This window comes from Bacillus sp. FJAT-50079, from assembly GCF_018343515.1.
In the GTDB taxonomy this organism is placed as follows: domain Bacteria; phylum Bacillota; class Bacilli; order Bacillales; family Bacillaceae_C; genus Lederbergia.
Genome location: NZ_JAGYPD010000002.1, coordinates 684,716 through 702,943, shown reverse-complemented (window position 1 = coordinate 702,943; position 18,228 = coordinate 684,716). Strand labels below are relative to the sequence as shown.

The 18,228-nt window shown below is 37.4% G+C and carries 17 protein-coding genes and 1 pseudogene; 15 read left to right on the top strand and 3 right to left on the bottom strand.

The window, feature by feature from the left end:
• Positions 1-63: 63 nt before the first annotated feature.
• Positions 64-1,956 carry a squalene--hopene cyclase gene (shc, locus tag KHA95_RS07335; protein ID WP_213136941.1) on the bottom strand — a complete coding sequence of 631 codons (1,893 nt, stop codon included), beginning with the start codon at positions 1,954-1,956 and terminating at the stop codon, positions 64-66.
• A 76-nt stretch (positions 1,957-2,032) separates the two neighbouring features.
• Here shc and KHA95_RS07330 point away from each other — a divergent pair, with 76 nt between their 5' ends.
• From KHA95_RS07330 to KHA95_RS07300, 7 genes are all read left to right on the top strand, one after another.
• Positions 2,033-3,172 carry a DUF2515 family protein gene (locus KHA95_RS07330; RefSeq protein ID WP_213136818.1) on the top strand — a complete coding sequence of 380 codons (1,140 nt, stop codon included), beginning with the start codon at positions 2,033-2,035 and terminating at the stop codon, positions 3,170-3,172.
• The gene (locus tag KHA95_RS07325) at positions 3,114-3,548 is read left to right on the top strand and encodes a CBO0543 family protein (RefSeq protein ID WP_349305442.1); all 435 of its coding nucleotides are present in this window, start codon (positions 3,114-3,116) and stop codon (positions 3,546-3,548) included. Before KHA95_RS07330 ends, KHA95_RS07325 begins: the two co-directional genes overlap by 59 nt.
• A 205-nt stretch (positions 3,549-3,753) precedes the next feature.
• Entirely contained in the window at positions 3,754-5,940 is a 2,187-nt protein-coding gene (locus tag KHA95_RS07320) for a BglG family transcription antiterminator (protein ID WP_249316705.1), read from the top strand.
• Positions 5,941-5,952: 12 nt separating this feature from the next.
• A complete protein-coding gene (locus KHA95_RS07315; protein WP_213136816.1) occupies positions 5,953-6,684 on the top strand; it encodes a sugar isomerase domain-containing protein in 732 nt (243 codons plus the stop codon).
• Positions 6,685-6,704: 20 nt separating this feature from the next.
• A complete protein-coding gene (locus KHA95_RS07310; protein WP_213136815.1) occupies positions 6,705-6,980 on the top strand; it encodes a PTS sugar transporter subunit IIB in 276 nt (91 codons plus the stop codon).
• Positions 6,981-6,991: 11 nt separating this feature from the next.
• Entirely contained in the window at positions 6,992-8,359 is a 1,368-nt protein-coding gene (locus KHA95_RS07305) for a PTS ascorbate transporter subunit IIC (protein ID WP_213136814.1), read from the top strand.
• A 113-nt stretch (positions 8,360-8,472) separates the two neighbouring features.
• Positions 8,473-9,849 carry a hypothetical protein gene (locus KHA95_RS07300; RefSeq protein ID WP_213136813.1) on the top strand — a complete coding sequence of 459 codons (1,377 nt, stop codon included), beginning with the start codon at positions 8,473-8,475 and terminating at the stop codon, positions 9,847-9,849.
• 343 nt (positions 9,850-10,192) lie between these two features.
• On the opposite strand, the gene KHA95_RS07295 is transcribed toward KHA95_RS07300, so the two are convergent.
• Positions 10,193-10,327, bottom strand: coding sequence for a 3-methyladenine DNA glycosylase (locus KHA95_RS07295; RefSeq protein WP_213136812.1), 135 nt, complete (start codon positions 10,325-10,327; stop codon positions 10,193-10,195).
• Between the two features lie 138 nt (positions 10,328-10,465).
• Between KHA95_RS07295 and KHA95_RS23105 the strand changes: the two genes are divergently transcribed.
• The 5 genes from KHA95_RS23105 to KHA95_RS07275 all read left to right on the top strand — a co-directional run bounded on the left by KHA95_RS23105 (position 10,466) and on the right by KHA95_RS07275 (position 13,820).
• Complete coding sequence (locus KHA95_RS23105) at positions 10,466-10,588, top strand: hypothetical protein (RefSeq protein WP_283248131.1); 123 nt, start codon at positions 10,466-10,468, stop codon at positions 10,586-10,588.
• A 318-nt stretch (positions 10,589-10,906) separates the two neighbouring features.
• Positions 10,907-11,311, top strand: a complete 405-nt coding sequence (locus tag KHA95_RS07290) for an RDD family protein (protein ID WP_213136811.1) — start codon at positions 10,907-10,909, stop codon at positions 11,309-11,311.
• Between the two features lie 191 nt (positions 11,312-11,502).
• Positions 11,503-12,333, top strand: a complete 831-nt coding sequence (locus KHA95_RS07285) for a basic amino acid ABC transporter substrate-binding protein (protein ID WP_213136810.1) — start codon at positions 11,503-11,505, stop codon at positions 12,331-12,333.
• A 111-nt stretch (positions 12,334-12,444) separates the two neighbouring features.
• Positions 12,445-13,101 (top strand): amino acid ABC transporter permease, encoded by a 657-nt coding sequence (locus KHA95_RS07280; protein ID WP_213136809.1) that lies wholly within the window; start codon positions 12,445-12,447, stop codon positions 13,099-13,101.
• Complete coding sequence (locus KHA95_RS07275; protein ID WP_213136808.1) at positions 13,098-13,820, top strand: amino acid ABC transporter ATP-binding protein; 723 nt, start codon at positions 13,098-13,100, stop codon at positions 13,818-13,820. Before KHA95_RS07280 ends, KHA95_RS07275 begins: the two co-directional genes overlap by 4 nt.
• Positions 13,821-13,984: 164 nt before the next feature.
• On the opposite strand, the gene KHA95_RS07270 is transcribed toward KHA95_RS07275, so the two are convergent.
• Positions 13,985-14,398: a hypothetical protein gene (locus KHA95_RS07270; RefSeq protein WP_213136807.1), complete on the bottom strand. Its 414-nt coding sequence runs from the start codon at positions 14,396-14,398 to the stop codon at positions 13,985-13,987.
• A gap of 472 nt (positions 14,399-14,870) precedes the next feature.
• Between KHA95_RS07270 and KHA95_RS07265 the strand changes: the two genes are divergently transcribed.
• The 3 genes and pseudogenes from KHA95_RS07265 to KHA95_RS07255 form a co-directional block, all read left to right on the top strand.
• Entirely contained in the window at positions 14,871-15,794 is a 924-nt protein-coding gene (locus KHA95_RS07265) for an AEC family transporter (protein WP_213136806.1), read from the top strand.
• 308 nt (positions 15,795-16,102) lie between these two features.
• On the top strand, positions 16,103-17,608 hold the full coding sequence (locus tag KHA95_RS07260) for an extracellular solute-binding protein (protein WP_213136939.1): 1,506 nt from the start codon (positions 16,103-16,105) through the stop codon (positions 17,606-17,608).
• Positions 17,609-18,022: 414 nt separating this feature from the next.
• Positions 18,023-18,228 (top strand): annotated as a pseudogene (locus tag KHA95_RS07255) (sugar ABC transporter permease); the annotation flags it as partial.

Below are 18,228 nucleotides of genomic sequence, written 5' to 3'. Positions count from 1 at the left end.
TTCCTAATGTTCGAACGATCAGCTATTTACCAAATTAAGTATAACAAAGAGGGAGGGTATAATCTAAATTAATGCTTTTATACGATATTTTTCATTATAATGGGCTAAGGCAAGAAGCGGAAAAATCATTTGATAGCTATGGTAATGAATGTAAAAGCCGCCGCCCATCCCTTGGCCAACCGGGTATGATTTCGTCCAATCACTTCGGTCAAAATTGGTTAAAAGATATGATATGCCCGCATTGATTTCAGATGTTGGTTTATCTGAAATGGCAATCAGTGCGTCAACTGCCCAGGCTGTTTGGGTTAAGTGGCTCGCTCCTAATGGGGTATATGCGTTATTCGTATCACTTCTACATGATTCGCCCCAGCCACCGTCATTGTTTTGAATGCTATGGAGCCATTTTACTGCTTTTGTAATCGCCTGATGCTGTGAATCCGTCCCAACTGCTTTTAAACCAGTTAAAGCTGCCCACGTTCCATAAATATAACAAATTCCCCAGCGTCCATACCATGACCCATCCTTCTCTTGATGGTGCAAAAGCCAATTTACAGCACGTTTGATCGTATCGTTATTTTTCGGTAAATGGGTGTAGTTTCCGAAAAATTCAAGTGTTCTTCCTGTTAAATCCGCACTGCTCGCATCGTTTAAGAGGAATTTACCTCCCTCAATCGGCAACATGTTTAGAATTGCTTTATCAATATTTTTTTCAAAAGCTGGCCAGCCACCATCTTTATTTTGCATCGAAAAAATCCATTGTATCCCGCGATCCCAAGCCTGATGAAATTGGGGTTCGATTTGTATAAGTGGAGCAATCGCTCGCAGAGAAGCGGTTGTATCATCAACATCGGGATTGATCGTATTGCTTCGTGAAAAGCCCCAGCCTCCAGGCAAAACTCCATTATTATGAATCGCCCAATCTCCATATTTATAATGCTGATGCGCTAGTAAAAATTGATTTGCTTTTGTAATCATCGGTTCATTCGGAGGGACACCCGCTTTTTGCAATGCATAACTAATTAAAGAAGTATTCCAAATTGCTGCTGTCGTATATTGCATATGCGGAAGACCATCAATCGTACATTTCATTGCTTTTAATCCAGTGATCGCCTTTTTGATCACTGGATCATTTTTTCGGTAACCGAGAGAAAGCAATGCAAAAATCATGAGAAACGTCGAACTAAAATAGCTATAAAGGGTACCATCAGGCTCAATATGGTCAAGCATATAATTTTTCGCGCGCTCAATTGCTAATTGATGAATCGCAGCGGGGACGCCAATTAATTGCTTCAATCCTTGTTCAATCATTGAAAAAATTTCTCCGAATTCTCGCTGCTGTTGCCATGGATAAACCCGATTTGCTTTTGAAACGAATAAATCGGATAAATCTGGACTGCTTTTTCTGCGCTTACGATATTTTTTTGCCGCGACAATCATTAATGGTGCTAGGTTTGCCCGCCCAAAAACAGAAAAGTCGTAAAAATTGATCGGGAAGGAAAGAGGAAGCAACACGGTTTCTGCGGGAAGCGGGAAATGGGCTGGCCAAGGAAGCTGTCCTGTTAATGCAAGCATAATAGCGGTGAACATATGCGTGTTTTCAATCCCGCCATTTGCTAAAATAAACGACTTTGCTTTCTTTACGCGTATATCTTCTTTTTTATAAAAGCCGGAATAAAGGAGAGCGTAATATGCCTCAACGGTTACTGACACATTTCCGTTTCCTTCATCATAAAAAAGCTTCCACGCTCCATTTTTCTCTTGCCTACTGATGATCCGCTCTGATAATTTCCGAATTAACTCTTCATCATTTATTTTTAATGTTCTTAATAAGATGATCATATAGGCATCTGTTGAAATACCTGTTTCAAAAGGATCGTTCCATGAACCGTCATATGCTTGTGAATCTTGTAATTTTCGAATGATCCGACTCATTTCATTCTGAATCTGCTCGTACATCATTACACCAACTTTCAATCAGGTTATTCCTATATTCATATTCTTAGGCGAAATAAAGAATACGAAATAGAGGTGAATGATCATCTTTTTTAAAAAGAAGCAAGGAAGTAAGCTAACATCTGATTTGCTTGAAATTAAATCTCAATTGCAAAAGAGAAGCGTGACGCCGATTCAAACAGGACATATTGCGAGGAAGGATCGTCATTTACTTGAACAAATCCGTGTAAATACAAGGATGTTAAACATAAATAACGTTACAAGAACAAAAGCTTATCTTGATTTTTACAGATGCTTTCCAGAAATCCATTGGGCATTTCTCGGTCATATGGTATCAAGAAATGGCGGGTGGAATATGACGGACTTAAAGGGGGATTTACTTTCGAGGTTAATGAATGAGCAGACGAAGCAATCCTTCTTTTCATTTTTAGAGCGAGGAAACTGGCTTATTTTTCAAGATGTGTACCCACAATTTCTATTGTATGCGGAAAGTATGCGCCGTCATGAAAACTTATTTTACTTATTGCCTCATTTAAATGTATCGCTGTTTATGGAAGTAATATGGAATCATTTTTTGGTAAAGCGCGATCACTATATGCTTGCGATTGCACTTGTCATTAACGAACAAAGCTATTTAGAGGAAAGAGTCGTTCAGCATCATGTATTTAAAGAACAAGTGTTTCATACGCTAGAATTTATGCTTCAGGACTTGCTTTCGCTTAACCATATTCTATTTCCATTCCAATTAGACGAGGAGATTACATGTATCGGACTTACACTTCATCGTTTCGGTTCTCTTCATGAACGAATTATGCTTGGAAAAAGATTGTACCGCTTGCTTTTTCAGGATCCCGAGCAAAAGGAGAGAATTTTGCGCTGGGCAATTACCCATCCCCACACCGGATCCCGTAAAGATTATTGGAAGAATCTATTCAATGATGTCAATGAAGGGGTGCCAGGGGTAAGTTTAAAACGGAGATTGAAGGATTGCCAATTAAAAAAGGGCGCACCGAAAATATATAGCCCACGCCTTGAATATGCATGGGCAAATGTTGCCCACCCAGCAGCAGAAGTAGGGGACTGGTATACAGATTGGCCGATCGTTCACTATTTAATAGAAGATAATGAATCAATTAATGGAGAGATTGTAGGTGATTATTGTGAAACACTCGAAAACCTCGAACTCGTCGGTATTGCCAAAAAAGCGATCTTCTCATAATTACGCACCAGCTATTTTACTAGGCAGTTTATTAGGTACTTATTTAGACCTTTATTTTGTAGGAAGAGGGGTGTATGAATTTCCGAACCGACCGTTTTCTTCGATTTTTCCGATTCATATTGGCTTTACATTATTCGTGATTCCATTTTTATTATTGATCTTTCTTATTCTTGTTAAAAGAATGAAGCCCGCAAAGGTGTTAATCACCAGTCTTTTTATCAGTTTAACATTGCCGACAATCGAAAAACTCTCGGAACAATGGGGATTTTTTTACCATAGTGATAAATGGAAGCATACTTATTCAATTTACGGATATTTTATCTTTCTAGTGTCTGTATGGCTATTTTTTAAATTTAGTAATAGAGACGCTGCTTAAATGTTTATGGATTTTAGTTTGAGTATAGGGCATCCATTACTGGGGCCTTATTTTTATTGGTAGTTTGCTGGGACAAGCATTTATAGGCCAATTAATTCCCTTCATCGCAAGTAAGCAGTGGATGAAGGGAATAACGGTAATTAATGGTTGTTAATGGTGTTACCGCACATTAGACTTATATTAACAAGGGGTTATAAAGGATGTGATGATAATAATTAGGGGGCGTGTCGTTCGATTATTGCAATTTCTTCTCCAGCAGAAAACAAGTGTATCAACCTATCAATTAGCCACCCTTTTTGACGTAAATATCCGTAGTGTACAGCAGGATATCGTTGAGTTACATGACTGGATAAAAAGGATGAAATGGGATGCTAACCTCTTAAAGTCAATGGGAACGGAGATTATGTTGCAAGTCAACGAAGAGGAAAAGGATGCCATCCATCAATTTATTTATGCACGAAATCCTGTTCTAAAAGTATATGGTCCAGAAGAACGCAGATATTTTATTTTGTTGGAGTTATTTAAGCGTGATGAACCAATCATTGTCAAAGAATTGGAGCTTGATTTTCAAGTTAGTGAATCGACGATATTGCGAGATCTCAATCATTTACAAGCGTGGTTAGAGCAACGCGGCCTTATTCTAATTAGAAAGCCAAACTATGGAATCCAGCTTACTGGTCCTGAACTCAATTGGCGCATGGCAAAGTTCGATTTAATTAAGGAACACTTATTAGTTGTTAATCGCTTAAGTCTTCAAAACTTATTTGTGCAACTTCAATACGAAAAAAATTTGTCTAAAAAAACCCTTTATGATCAATCTGTCGTATTACAAACCTTACTTCCAGAAGATGATTTCCATGATCTTGTAGAGCTTTTAAAAAACACATTACAGGTTGAGAAATATCAACTTACTGATGATGCAGCCGTCTCATTGCTTATTCACATAGCAATAGTCATCCATAGGGTGAAGAGGGGAAAGCTCATCACAATTGAACAAGATCAATGTCATTATATTAAACAATTACCTTCGTATAATACAACAAAATTATTTTTACAGACGTTTCAACAGACCATGGCAAATATTCATTTTCCAGATGAAGAAGTTTCATATATTGCGATGCACCTAGCGGGTTCACGCTTTGTTCACCCAGTTAGATTATTCGGTGATGGCTCCCATACAGATCTAGTTAATGTAGTGGAGCATTTGGTTAGAATGTTGGAGGGTTTTACTCAATTAGAGTTAAGGAAGGATCATCAGTTTATTTCTGGATTATATGCTCATCTTGTACCGATGTTTGAACGGTTAAAATTTGGAATTCCAATTCGAAATGAGTTATTAAAAGAAGTTAAGGATAGATACCCGGATATTTATGCCGCAACAAAGCTTGCCGTATTGTCTGTCGAGGCTCATTTGCCATCTTTAGTTCCTGATGATGAGATCGGTTACATTGTGTTGCATGTCGGTGCGGTGATTGAACGTATGAAGCAATCAAAGAAGATTTATCGCAAACGCGCTGTTCTTGTTTGTGGAAATGGCGTAGGAACTTCAAATCTTATACAGATTCAATTAACAAGGGAATTTCCAGAGATCGCAATTATTGGCCATGAGCATGCTTATGAAGTTCAAGATTTAACTACTGAAGATGTGGATATAATCATCTCCACTATTGATATAAAACATCCGACAATTCCGGTAATATGTATTCGTCCCATTCTTAATACATCGGATTTTGAGATAATACGACTTGCATTAAAAAAAGGTGAACCATCTTCAATGTATTGGGAAGAGGTGATTGACCAGATCGTTTCGGAGGCTAGAAGTAATGGGTTGGTAAATACATCCGATTTTCGTCGGGGGCTTCGTGACATTTTGTATCAACATATATTTACAACGTCGCTTGAAGATAAAAAGAGTTTGGAGGAGGATACGAGACCTATGTTGGATGATTTATTAACTGAACAAACGATTAAAATTATAGATCAACGTATTGAATGGGAAAATGCAGTAAAAGAGGCTGGATCTATGCTGTTGGAAAAAGATTATGTAAAGAAAAGTTATATAGATGCGATGGTGCAAGCGATCAAGGAGCATGGGCCTTATAGTGTAGTTGCTCCAGGCATTGCCCTTGTACACGCTAGACCAGAGGATGGAGTAAAGGAGGTTTGCATGAGTTTACTTGTGTGTCCTAAAGGTGTTTCATTTGGCAATCCAGAGAAAGATCCAGTTAATCTAGTGTTCGCTTTTGGGGCTATTGATAACAATCAACATTTACGGGCACTCTCACAAATGATGACATTACTAAACGATGAGCCAGCTATTAAACAATTAAAAATGGCCGTAACAGTACAAGAGGTATTATCCGTATTGAAGGAAAGTATAAAAGCATCTTAAGGAGGTTATTGTATGTTAGCTATTCGATATATTGAAAAAGTACAGCAATTAATTGAACAGTGCAAGAGTCAAAGTGAGGCGATAACTGAAGGAGCAAAGCTGATTTCTAATGCAATCAAGGATGATGGTGTATTTCATGTTTTTGGGTGTGGGCATTCACAAATGTACGCGGAAGAAATCTTCTATCGAGCCGGCGGTTTAGTACCTGTCAATCCAATACTAGAACCTAGTCTATCGTTGCGCCCTTCAGCTCCAAAAAGTACTTGGTTTGAACGGCTAGAAGGATACGCTTCTTTAATTTGGGATAATGAAGAGACGCGCCCAGGAGAGGTTGTCCTCATTGCTTCCACATCAGGACGAAATGCTGTCCCTATTGAAATGGCATTTGAAGCAAAAAAAAGGGGGATGTTTGTAATCGCTCTTACGTCTAGCTTTTTTTCAGAAGGAGTGGAGTCCCGTCATCCAAGTGGTAAGAAGTTACAAGATGTTGCGGACGTTATACTTGATGGAAAAGCACCAAAAGGAGATGCGGTAATGGAACTTCCCGCACTCGGACCAAAATTTGGACCAGTATCTTCTGTTGTTGGCTTTACTCTCATTCAAGCACTCGTTGTTGAAGTTGTGGACAAATTAGTACATGAAGGTATAGCCCCACCAATATGGGTAAGCTCCAATCTTGATGAAGGTGATGCTGTTAACCGTGAGCATATAAAAGCATATAAAAAGCGAATAACGTGTTTATAAATCAGAGGAGGAGAAACTAAATGAAAATTTTAACAGTTTGCGGCATGGGATTTGGTACTAGTCTTATGGTGAAAATGACGATTGATGACATTTTAAAGGAGGTAGGATTTAAGGCGGATGTTGAAGCATCAGATATTGGATCTGTAATGGGTAGGGAATTTGATTTAATTGTAACTTCTAATGATATGGAAAATCAAATATCTGTTTCGGAAGATAAAATCATCTATCTTAAAAATATGACGAGTAAACAGGAGATAAAAGAGAAGTTAATTACGTTTTTAAACAATAATAACTAGGGGTGGATACGATGTTAAATGTTGTTATTGAATTATTAACTACACCTGCTATTACATTGGGCCTTGTAGCCTTAGCTGGATTATTAGTCCAAAAAAAGTCGTTTGCGGATACGGTAAAAGGTACAATAAAAACAATACTTGGACTGCTTATTTTGACCGCTGGGGCTGGTGTGATCGTCACTTACTTGACCCCGTTTAGTGAAATGTTTACAAACGGATTCGGATTAACGGGGGTTGTGCCATTTGATGAAGCGGTAATTGGGGCACTCTCTGAAAATGTAGCGGTAATTGCTCGGACAACATCGATCGTGTTAGCAACTGGATTTTTAATAAACGTAATTCTTGCACGTTTTACCCCATTTAAGTATATATTCTTAACTGGTCATATGATGTGGATTATGGCAGGAGCATTGTGCTGGGCATTTTATGATTTAGGTTTGACTGAGTGGGAAACAATTATGTACGGATCTATTATTCAAGGAATGACATTAACTCTGCTTCCTGCACTAGCACAACCAATTATGAAGAGGCTTACAGGAACTGATGACTTGGCATATGGACATTTAACAACTACTGGTGTAGTGCTTGGCGCATGGATAGGAAAAACAATAGGCAACCCGAAAAAATCGAGTGAAGATGTGAAACTTCCGAAAGGTTTAGATTTCTTTAGGGATACAGCTATATCGATATCGCTTGTCATGCTAGTCATTTATTTCGCGGCAGCGGTTGCTGCAGGACCATCCTTTGTCCAGACATTGAGTGGTGATCAAGGATGGTTTACTTTTACAATAATACAAGGATTAGGATTCGCAACTGGTGTGTTGATTTTGCTTCAAGGGGTAAGAATGTTCCTAGGGGAAATTGTTCCGGCTTTTCGTGGCATTGCTTTGAAGATCGTACCGGGCGCTAGACCTGCTTTAGATTGCCCCATTGTTTTTCCCTATGCACCGACAGCATTAATGATAGGTTTTCTTTTTTCAATTGTAGGGATGGTAGTAGGTATGTTTGTATCTAGTACGTTTAACACAGTTATTCCCTTGCCCTCGATTATTGGAGGATTTTTTACAGGTGGAGTTGCTGGAATATTCGGAAATGCGCTTGGGGGACGACGTGGTGCAATGCTATCAGGATTTATTTATGGTTTGGTGTTAACAATCCCGGTGGCCTTATTTTATCCTTTATTTGGATTAGAGACATATGGCGTAACCGGTATTGCGTTCCTCGTACCAGATGGAATTATAATATTAACCATTGTTAGTCTAATTGTAAAAGCAGGACTTAAAATACTTTTCTTTGTTCCTTTAATTGCGTTGTTAATATATGGATTCATACATTCTCGAAAAGGAACGATTAACTCGTCAACGACTAAAGCCGGATAAATGTTGTTTATTTTTTATAGGTTCAAAGCTTTGCCTCATTATGATTATCGCTAAATTGGCAAAACAAGAATGACGCTATGTTTTAGTATAAATCATAAAAGGAAGTGCTTGTTTTGAATAAAAAGTGGATATATAAAGCGTTGTTAATATTCGCATTAATAATACTGATGGGTTCAAGTTTTCAATTTGTAAATCAAGGTTTTCCTGACAATAAAGTTCTTGCACGCAATGGTGATGGGAAGATGAATGATCATAAAATCAAAAAGAATGAATCTGAAAAGAAAGAAAAAAAGGAAAAGAAGTCTAAGAAAGAAACAAACCCTAAAAAAAGTATTAAATGGGATCTTGTATACCATGAGAAATTTGATAAGCCCTTTAATGAGCCAGCAGAATGGATAGAGGATTTGTACGGGGAAGATAGCCCATATCATGTTGGACCGTTTGATGAAGATGGTGAATTTTTTGTGGAAACGGGAGGAGAGGAATTCCTCGATAATCTTAACAAATTTAGATCCTTTCGTAAGTCATATACGTATGGCAAAGATGGCTGGTTAACTGTCGAGTTGTACGGTAGGGATTCCGACAAAGACGGAATTCCTGAGACTGGCGGTACATTCGTAAACGAAAGCGGAAAGGCAAAACTCATTTCAACCCGTCATTATGACGGAGCTATTATTCGCTCAACAAATGAACTCCCCGAGAAATATAGAGTTGAGGTGACGATATCTGACATTAACTTTGGCGGGAAGAAAAATGGAAGTTGGGAGCATGGTGGCAAATATAATGGCTACGATGGAGAGGAGATGGCGGATCCGTGGAGCTTCTCAGATACAAGCGGCACACCCGGCCCAGCGATAAATGAAAATGGTGTTTATTTTTTATCAATAACTGATTATCCTAATCCGGCCCCGCATAATAATGTTTTCATCCATCATCATCGCAAAGTTGTGATGGATACGGATAATAATGATTACGGAGGATATTCTTGGTCAGAAGTTTGGAATCCAAAAACAGGAAGAGCTGAAGTAGACGGTTCACATTATATTAGTATGATTTGGTTACAAGGAGATGATTTTGGAAGCAATTGGACAGGAAACGAATTTTCCTCTTGGACACCTGGTGGATGGAAAGATGGCCCCGTATTCGCAGATAAATATCTTGATAACGAAACCTATGTTTTTGCTATCGAAAGGGACGGGGAAAGCTATACGATGTCTGTCACAGGTAAATTTTATTATGGAGGAAAAACAACGTATAAAGCATCACGAAAATTCCGGGAAGATCCATTAACATGGCATTACAACCAAACTCCGGAAGAATATAAAGCCCCATTTTACAACGAGAGTAAAACCTTTAACGGTAAAACATATGAAACTTGGCCAGAAGGGTCGGCATACCCTGACTACTTCTTTTTTGGGGATCCGCATATAAATTATTATGAGGGCACGGCTATGTTTGACGATGTTAAACTATATTTGCCGAAAAAATAGAAGAAGACATCGGCCGCAGTCAAGATTGCGGCTGATGTCTTTTTTTCTTGTACGAAGCGAGAAATTTTAGACGATGATGTTAGAACTTTGACCCTAACAAAAGTATAAAAGATAAGAGCTGAATTCGATTGAATAAAGCATTGCGATCAATTTTTGAATTTCTTGACCGATTTATCGAATATAAAGAGCAAGATCTTCTTAGTTCACCTGAAGAGACGGAATAAACGGAATTGAATTGATTCAAAGCGCGAACTTCCATCATTTAGAGCCAATTCTTAATTTGCAACATTTATAGAAGAAACACTGGGCACACAAGGAGTTAATTGTGCGCACCAGCCATTTCTTAAAGCCCTTTTTTCATTGTTTTTTTCGGATCTTTTTCATTGGTAGCCCTTTGTGGTTCGATGTCCATTCCCATCTCAACCTTCATATCTTGTTCAACAGAGTTATTTTTACTTTTGCGATTATGATTTACCATCATATGCCTCCTTTACAAATCTATATAATGAATTATTCCCTACATACGAAAATAAAAACTACATTTTTTCATGACAAATATGTCTTTTCGCCTATGGAAAAGTTTTCCATGTTCCGTTAGGGGGAATAGTCCATTGAATTGAGAATGGATATAACGGAATCACATTGGCTTTTAGTCATTTATTTAATCTTATTTTTTTCTAATATTGGACGCAGCATCAAAGTTGACCTTGTTTTATTGTTCATTGGTGGAGGCATGTAATGAAGTGAAGTTAAGCGGAAATCAATTTCCAACAGTAATATAAAATGTCAGCGAAAATAGGGTTTTCGCATCTGCCTGATATTTATGAATGATACGAAGAAAATGGAGTAGTTGAAATATCATTTGTCATTGCCTACGAGTTAATTCATATACATAGAAGAAACGTGTTAAAGATGATGTATATTTCCAGAATGTGGATGATGGAATTCGACGAACTTTAATTGGCGAATGCGACTAGTATGCGATTCATTATGCAAACAATGAGGCAATTATTAAAACTCTGAGCAAGTTAAATAATTGTTGAAAAGGAGTGGTAAAATGGTAGAAAAACCAGCAGGATTTTGGGTTAGATTAGGTGCGGTGATTTTAGACGGAATAATTATTGGTATTCCATTAGGCATTTTAAGCTTTCTAATTACTGGTGATTCGGATGGTGATTTTTTTACAAATACGTTAAGCTTTCTATATTCCATACTTATACCGATTCTTTGGTATGGATATACAGTGGGAAAAAGGATTTGTGGGATTCGGATCGTGAAAGTCGACGGCAGCAAGCTTGGCATTGGCGCCATGTTGCTCCGTATTGTCGTCGGTGGGATTATTTATGGCGTGACGATAGGGATAGCCGCCATTGTCAGTGCAATTATGGTTGGCGTCCGCGAGGATAAAAGATCGATACATGATCTTATCGCAGGAACATATGTAACGTATGAGAAGCCATGATTAGAAAACAGCTACTCAGGACTTTGTCTTGGGTAGCTGTTTTGTATGTTTAATAGAATGATTGAACCATATAATTTTTGAATAAATATGCAAAAATAATAGATTTAATTAAATAAATATACAAAAAGGGGTTGTTTATTATATCGAAATAAGTTATTATACATTAGAATACAACAAAGGGGATAATTAACATGAAACGTTCATTTAAAAAATCAATGTTCGCGCTAATTGCAACAAGCGCATTATTATTAGCAGCATGTGGAACGACGAAAGAAGACTCAGACAATCAGTCTGGAGAAAATGAAAGTAAAAAAGTATTACATGTTGGTACAGAGGCAACATTTGCACCATTTGAATATATGGATAAAGGTGTTATTACAGGCTTTGATGTGGACTTGCTTAATGTGGTTGCAGAAGAAGCTGGCTATGAAGTGAAGATTGAGAATACGGGCTGGGATGCGATGTTTGCTGGTCTTCAAAGCAAACAGCTTGATATTGGAATGGCCGGCATTACGATCGATGATGAAAGAAAGGCTTCTTATGACTTTACAGCACCGTATTTTGAATCAATTAGTATGATTGCTTTTAAAGATAATGTTGATATTCAAAAAGCAGAAGATATCAAAGGTCTAAAAATAGGCGTACAAAATGGAACGACGGGTATGTACTCTGCTGAAGCCGTAGTTGGTGAAAACTCACCTGATATATCTAAATATGAAACAGCGGCGCTTATGTTCCAAGCTTTGCAAAGCGGTAACGTCGATGCAGTCGTAACAGATGTGGCTGTTGCGCTTGAATATGAGAAAAATAATCCAAATAGCGGGATTAAAACAGTGATTGACGAGGATCAATTTGAATTAGAGTATTATGGAATTGCTTTTCCGAAGGGCAGCGAGTATCGCGATGAGTTTGACCAAGCGTTAACAGCAATCTTTGAGAACGGCAAGTATGCGGAAGTTTATAAAAAATGGTTTGGTGAAGAACCGAATATTGACGCTTTAAAAGACGCGGCAAGCAAATAATATAGATGGCTCCTCCAACAGATAGAGTATATAGTAGGAAATTTTTTTCAAATACTATATATTTATAGGTGGGGAGCCCTTTTTTAGTTAAGGAAGGAAGGTTGGTGTACCGTGGATATACGCTTTGATATTATTATTGATTATTTGCCGCTCTTCCTAAAAGGGACATTATTAACATTAGGATTATCGTTGGCAGGTGTTTCGATCGGACTCTTATTAGGCTTATTGCTCGGGTTAGGTAAAATGTCTGCTCGCAGGCTCGTTCGCTTGCCATTTGTTTGGTATATTAATTTCTTTAGAGGAACACCGTTTCTCGTGCAAATACTTCTTATTCATTTTGGGGTTGTCCCATTATTTATGAAGCCGGCAAATCCAATTGTTTCAGCTATTATTGCTTTATCATTAAATTCCGCTGCTTATATTGCGGAAATTTTTCGTGCCGGTATTCAATCGATTGATAAAGGCCAAATGGAAGCAGCCCGCTCATTAGGAATGAATCATGTTCAAGCAATGAGGTATGTCATTTTACCGCAAGCGAGTAAACGGATGATCCCGCCGCTCGGCAATGAGTTCATCGTATTAATTAAAGAAACATCACTTGCAGCGATTATTGCCGCACCTGAATTGATGTATTGGGGACGAGCAGCTGGTGGTCAGTATTTACGTGTATGGGAACCGTACATCATGGTTGCTCTCATCTATCTCGTGTTAACATTATCACTGACAGCATTGATGGATTATATTGAAAGGAGATTGAAAACCGAATGATTTCAGTAAAAAACTTAAAAAAATCTTTCGGCACGAATGAAGTGCTAAAAGATATTTCTGTGGAAATAAAGCCACAGGAGGTCGTTGTTGTTATCGGACCTTCTGGTTCGGGAAAATCTACTTTCATTCGTTGTTTAAATCTGCTCGAATCTGTAACTGGTGGACAAGTGATTGTAACGGGTAAAGATTTAACGAATAAGAAAACAGATGTAAATGAAATACGTAAAAATGTTGGCATGGTTTTTCAACATTTTAACTTATTCCCGCATAAAACAATTTTAGATAATATTACACTTGCTCCAATGAAAGTAAAGAAGGTTTCTAAAGAAGAAGCTAAGAAGAAAGCAATGGAATTACTTGCAAAAGTTGGGCTGAGTGATAAAGCATCTGCTTACCCTGATTCATTATCAGGCGGGCAAAAACAGCGTGTTGCGATTGCACGTGCATTAGCAATGGAACCGAAAGTGATGCTCTTTGATGAACCAACATCAGCACTCGATCCAGAAATGGTTGGTGAAGTGCTTGAAGTTATTAAGCAACTAGCAAAAGAAGGAATGACGATGGTCGTAGTTACACATGAAATGGGCTTTGCCCGTGAAGTTGGCGATCGTGTCATTTTCATGGATAACGGTTATGTCGTTGAAGAGAATGATCCAAACGAGATTTTTTCTAATCCACAACATGAACGAACGAAAGCTTTTTTAAGCAAAGTATTATAACTTGAATCAGAGGTCTCCCGCTTTTATAAGTGGAGGGATGAATGCCATGTTTCCTTTCAAATCAGAAGGAGTGTAAACGGCTGATGACTACGTCCAAATTATTAAAGAACCTCTCAAAAAGTTTAAACGCAATTGATAGATAAGACGTCTTCCTTGAGGGCGTCTTATCTATATTTATGGAAACACTGAACCGTAGAATTATTAAACGGCTCGTAAATCATGGTACCTGGCTTGTAAATCAGAGTATCTGGCTCGTAAATTATGGTACCAGGCTTGTAGATCAGGGTATCTGGCATGTAAATCATGGTGCCTGGCATGTAAATCAGAGTATCTGGCTCGTAAATTATGGTACCTGGCTTGTAAATCAGAGTATCTGGCTCGTAAATCATGGTACCTGGCTCATAAATCATGGTACCTGGCATGTAAATCAGAGTATCTGGCTCGTAAATCATGGTACCTGGCTTGTAAATCAGGGTATCTGGCTCGTAAATTATGGTAGCTGGCTTGTAGATCAGAGTATCTGGCTCATAAATCATGGTACCTGGCTTGTAAATCATGGTATCTGGCTCGTAAATCATGGTACCTGGCTCGTAAATCATGGTACCTGGCATGTAAATCAGAGTATCTGGCTCGTAAATCATGGTACCTGGCTTGTAAATCAGAGTCTGGCTCGTAAATCATGGTATCTGGCATGTAAATCAGAGTATCTGGCTCGTAAATCATGGTACCTGGCTTGTAAATCAGGGTATCTGGCTCGTAAATTATGGTATCTGGCTTGTAGATCAGGGTATCTAGCTTGTAAATCAAAGTGTACGGCTCGTAAGACATGATATATAGTTGGCAAGCCATAGTAAATAGTCCATAGCCATGAAAAGTCTAGGCTAGAGGCTCATATAAATACGAATTTCACCTGTTGAACGTGTTTTTACTAGAATAATCCAATGGAACTTGCAACAAAGTCTTGTAAAAATAATAAAAGGATGCGATTATTTAAATAAGGCTAGTTTGTTTTGTAATAACAACGTTGTAATTCTGAAAAGAGGAATAGCAATGACACATTTACCGTTTATATTTATGGATATTATTTTGCCTGTTTTTATATTAATTGCGCTTGGCGTATTATTACAAAAAAAGTTTAAGCTTGATCTGTATACACTGGCGAAATTAAATATCTATTATTTAAGCCCGGCATTAATATTTAGTAAATTGTATAACAGTACGTTTTCTTTAAAGTTATTTTTCGGAGTAATTGCGTTTTCGTCTATATTCGTTATCATTCTCTATGTCATTGGTATTCTATTAAGTAGGATTATGGGCCTTAATAAAGGGAAGCAGATGACCTTTAATCACAGTATTATGTTTTATAATTCTGGAAATTATGGAATACCCGTGAATGATTTAGTATTTAGGCAAGATCCATTGGCAATGTCAATTCAAATTGCTGTTATGGCGTTTCAAAACACATTATTATTCTCGTACGGTGTATTTGCATTAAATTCAATGAACACTGGAAAAATGAAAGCATTATTAGCTTATTTTCGGATGCCGTTATTTTACGCGATGTTTTTCGGGATTTGTTTAAATTTATTTCATGTAAATGTACCTGATTTTTTATTAACGCCTATTAATTACGTTTCCAATTCACTTATTGCAATCGCCCTATTAACGTTGGGTGCACAAATTGCTGATTTAAAATTGAAATTTACGCATCTTCCACTTTATATAAGCATGGGGACAAGATTACTAGCCGCTCCATTACTTGCATTTATTCTATTAAAATTATTTTCGATCGATGGCTTGGTTGCTCAAGCATTGCTTATCTCAACGGCAATGCCGACATCAGTGAATAGCGCGATTATTGCTCAAGAATATAATAATGAACCCGAATTTGCGGCTCAGACAGTGATTACATCTACATTATTTAGCTCTATCACGCTAACATTTGTTATTTATATAGCAATGAAAATATTTTAATGAAATGAGTTCGTTATATCATTAGATGATCATTTAGAAAGCTACACATATGTAGCTTTTTTTCTTTTGTTAAAGCGGATGTTGCTGCTATTTTCTGAACAATTAGTAAAGATGATAATCATTTTATTAGATTAGCGATTGAAAAGCGCTTACATAGGCTTTTTTTAACATGGAACTAACAAAGTGATTATTTACATAACGGAGACAAGCCAGTAGATTTTAAGGTGCAAGGCAAAAGAAAAATAAATAGGGGGTAGAAAGTATTGGTCAAACCGAAAAAGAAAGTTTTAGGATTATCACTTGCATTGATGTTAGGATTAGGAGGTCTTGCTGCATGTTCAAATGAAAGCGCTTCTAATAATAACGAAGGCTCGAAAGGCAGCAATGATAGCAAAGAAAAGGAAGAAGTGGTTGTTGAGCCGGCAAAGTTTACGATTATGGCAAACTTGCATACTCCAGAAGTGCCGTCCGACAAGATTGAAAAGATAATAGAAGAAAAGACGGGTGCTGATATTACAATTCAATGGACACCTGATAGTAACTATGAAGAAAAGCTAAGTACTTCTTTTGCAACTGGAACATTCCCAGAAGCAGTATTTATGAAGAACATTACAACATTCCTTCAATTTAAAGAAGCGATTCGCGACGGACAGTTTTGGGAAATTGGACCTTATTTGGATGAATTCCCGAATTTGAAAAAATTAAATGAAACCGTTTTAGATAATACGAAGGTGGACGGGAAACTTTATACGTTATACCAAGGAAGACCATTATCTCGTCAAGGTCTTATCTATCGTAAAGACTGGGCGGAGAAGCTTGGATTACCTGAACCAACAAACGTTGAGGAATTTCGTGAAATGGCGAGAGCCTTTACTGAAGATGATCCAGATGGAAACGGTAAAAATGATACATTCGGACTTACAGACCGTAGCGATTTAATTTATGGTGCTTTTAAAACAGTTGCATCTTGGCATAATACGCCAAATGGCTGGGGAGAAAAGGATGGTCAATTATTACCGGAGTTTATGTTTGATGAGTATGTAGATACAATGGACTTTTTTAAAGATTTGCGTGACAACGGTTACATTAACCAAGATTTCCCTGTAACAAGTAAAGAAGATCAACAAGCATTTTTGAAAAATGGAACTGCTGGAATGTATGTAGGTTCTATGCATGATGTACAAAGCTTATATAATGATGCAGTAAAAATTAACCCTGATATTCAATTGGATGTACAAAATAAAATTGTTGGTCCAGATGGAGAATACCGAGTTTGGTCACTTCCTGGATATGGAACGGTTGTTATGTTCCCGAAATCTGCTGTTAAAGATGAGGCACAATTGAAGGGTATTCTAGCATTCTTTGATAAGTTAGTTACTCCTGAAGTTTCTAACACTCTTTACTGGGGTGTTGAAGGCGAACACTATACAGTTCAAGATGGGCAAGCATTACCATCAGAAGATAGTGATTTGACTGATCGTGAAGTAAAACCATATCAAGCATTAGAAATTGGAGAACCACAAACGAATGGTAGATATGAAGGTTTAGCAACTTATGAAGTAAAGGCAAAAGCGGATGAGCTTGTTATCGAAAACGAACAATATTTGATTCATGATCCAACAAATGCACTTGATTCTCCTACTCACATCGAAAAAGGTGAAATCTTAAGCCAATTGATTACGGATGCAACATATAACTATATCCTTGGTAAATTGGATAAATCCGGATTTGACAAAGTTGTTGAAGAGTGGAAAAAAGGCGGCGGGGAAAAAATCATCGAAGAATTTAACGAAGCTTATAGCCAAGCTAAGTAATTCACTTATTAATGAAGGGAAAGGCTCTCAATATAGCCTTTCCTTTTTCATAGAAAAAGTCTTCTCACAATCTTACCTTAAAGTAACTTTGCCTCTAAAAATTTGTTCATCGTATATATACTCATGATTGGTTTTGCTATAATCATTTTCTTAGTATGCTTGCAGAAACGTTGATTTAATCATATTTATTAAGACATATATGAATAAGTGATTATATACGAAATACAATTTGTCGATTAAAGTAAAGTTATGAAACAGAAATAAAAGGGGGATCTTTCTTCTATTAAAAAGTAAATAATCGTATATTATCACAATCAATGAAAGCGTTTTATGACAGGGGAGTTTGTAGAGTTTTACAAGGTAGTTTACTAGATAAATCGATAATAAAATATTCGTAAAGAAAGGACGTCAGCCATGAATACTGAAACAGCGATCGAGCCTGTACAAGAAGTCGTAGAAAAATCGTCGATGCGTGCAGAGCTAATGCGTCGAATTAAGAAAAACAAATTGCTGTATTTAATGATCACACCAGGTCTACTTTATTTCTTTATTTATAAATATGTTCCGATGTATGGTCTGATTATTGCCTTCCAAGATTATAAACCATATAAAGGGATTAG

Coding starts and splice junctions, on each gene's coding strand:
- KHA95_RS07265 (WP_213136806.1), top strand. CDS start 14,871: ATGACACATTTACCGTTTATATTTATGGATATTATTTTGCCTGTTTTT.
- KHA95_RS07270 (WP_213136807.1), bottom strand. CDS start 14,398: ATGATTTACGAGCCAGATACCATGATTTACAAGCCAGGTACCATGATT.
- KHA95_RS07310 (WP_213136815.1), top strand. CDS start 6,705: ATGAAAATTTTAACAGTTTGCGGCATGGGATTTGGTACTAGTCTTATG.
- KHA95_RS07260 (WP_213136939.1), top strand. CDS start 16,103: ATGTTAGGATTAGGAGGTCTTGCTGCATGTTCAAATGAAAGCGCTTCT.
- KHA95_RS07295 (WP_213136812.1), bottom strand. CDS start 10,327: ATGGTAAATCATAATCGCAAAAGTAAAAATAACTCTGTTGAACAAGAT.
- KHA95_RS07290 (WP_213136811.1), top strand. CDS start 10,907: ATGGTAGAAAAACCAGCAGGATTTTGGGTTAGATTAGGTGCGGTGATT.
- shc (WP_213136941.1), bottom strand. CDS start 1,956: ATGTACGAGCAGATTCAGAATGAAATGAGTCGGATCATTCGAAAATTA.
- KHA95_RS07330 (WP_213136818.1), top strand. CDS start 2,033: ATGATCATCTTTTTTAAAAAGAAGCAAGGAAGTAAGCTAACATCTGAT.
- KHA95_RS07275 (WP_213136808.1), top strand. CDS start 13,098: ATGATTTCAGTAAAAAACTTAAAAAAATCTTTCGGCACGAATGAAGTG.
- KHA95_RS07315 (WP_213136816.1), top strand. CDS start 5,953: ATGTTAGCTATTCGATATATTGAAAAAGTACAGCAATTAATTGAACAG.
- KHA95_RS07320 (WP_249316705.1), top strand. CDS start 3,754: ATGATAATAATTAGGGGGCGTGTCGTTCGATTATTGCAATTTCTTCTC.
- KHA95_RS07305 (WP_213136814.1), top strand. CDS start 6,992: ATGTTAAATGTTGTTATTGAATTATTAACTACACCTGCTATTACATTG.
- KHA95_RS07285 (WP_213136810.1), top strand. CDS start 11,503: ATGAAACGTTCATTTAAAAAATCAATGTTCGCGCTAATTGCAACAAGC.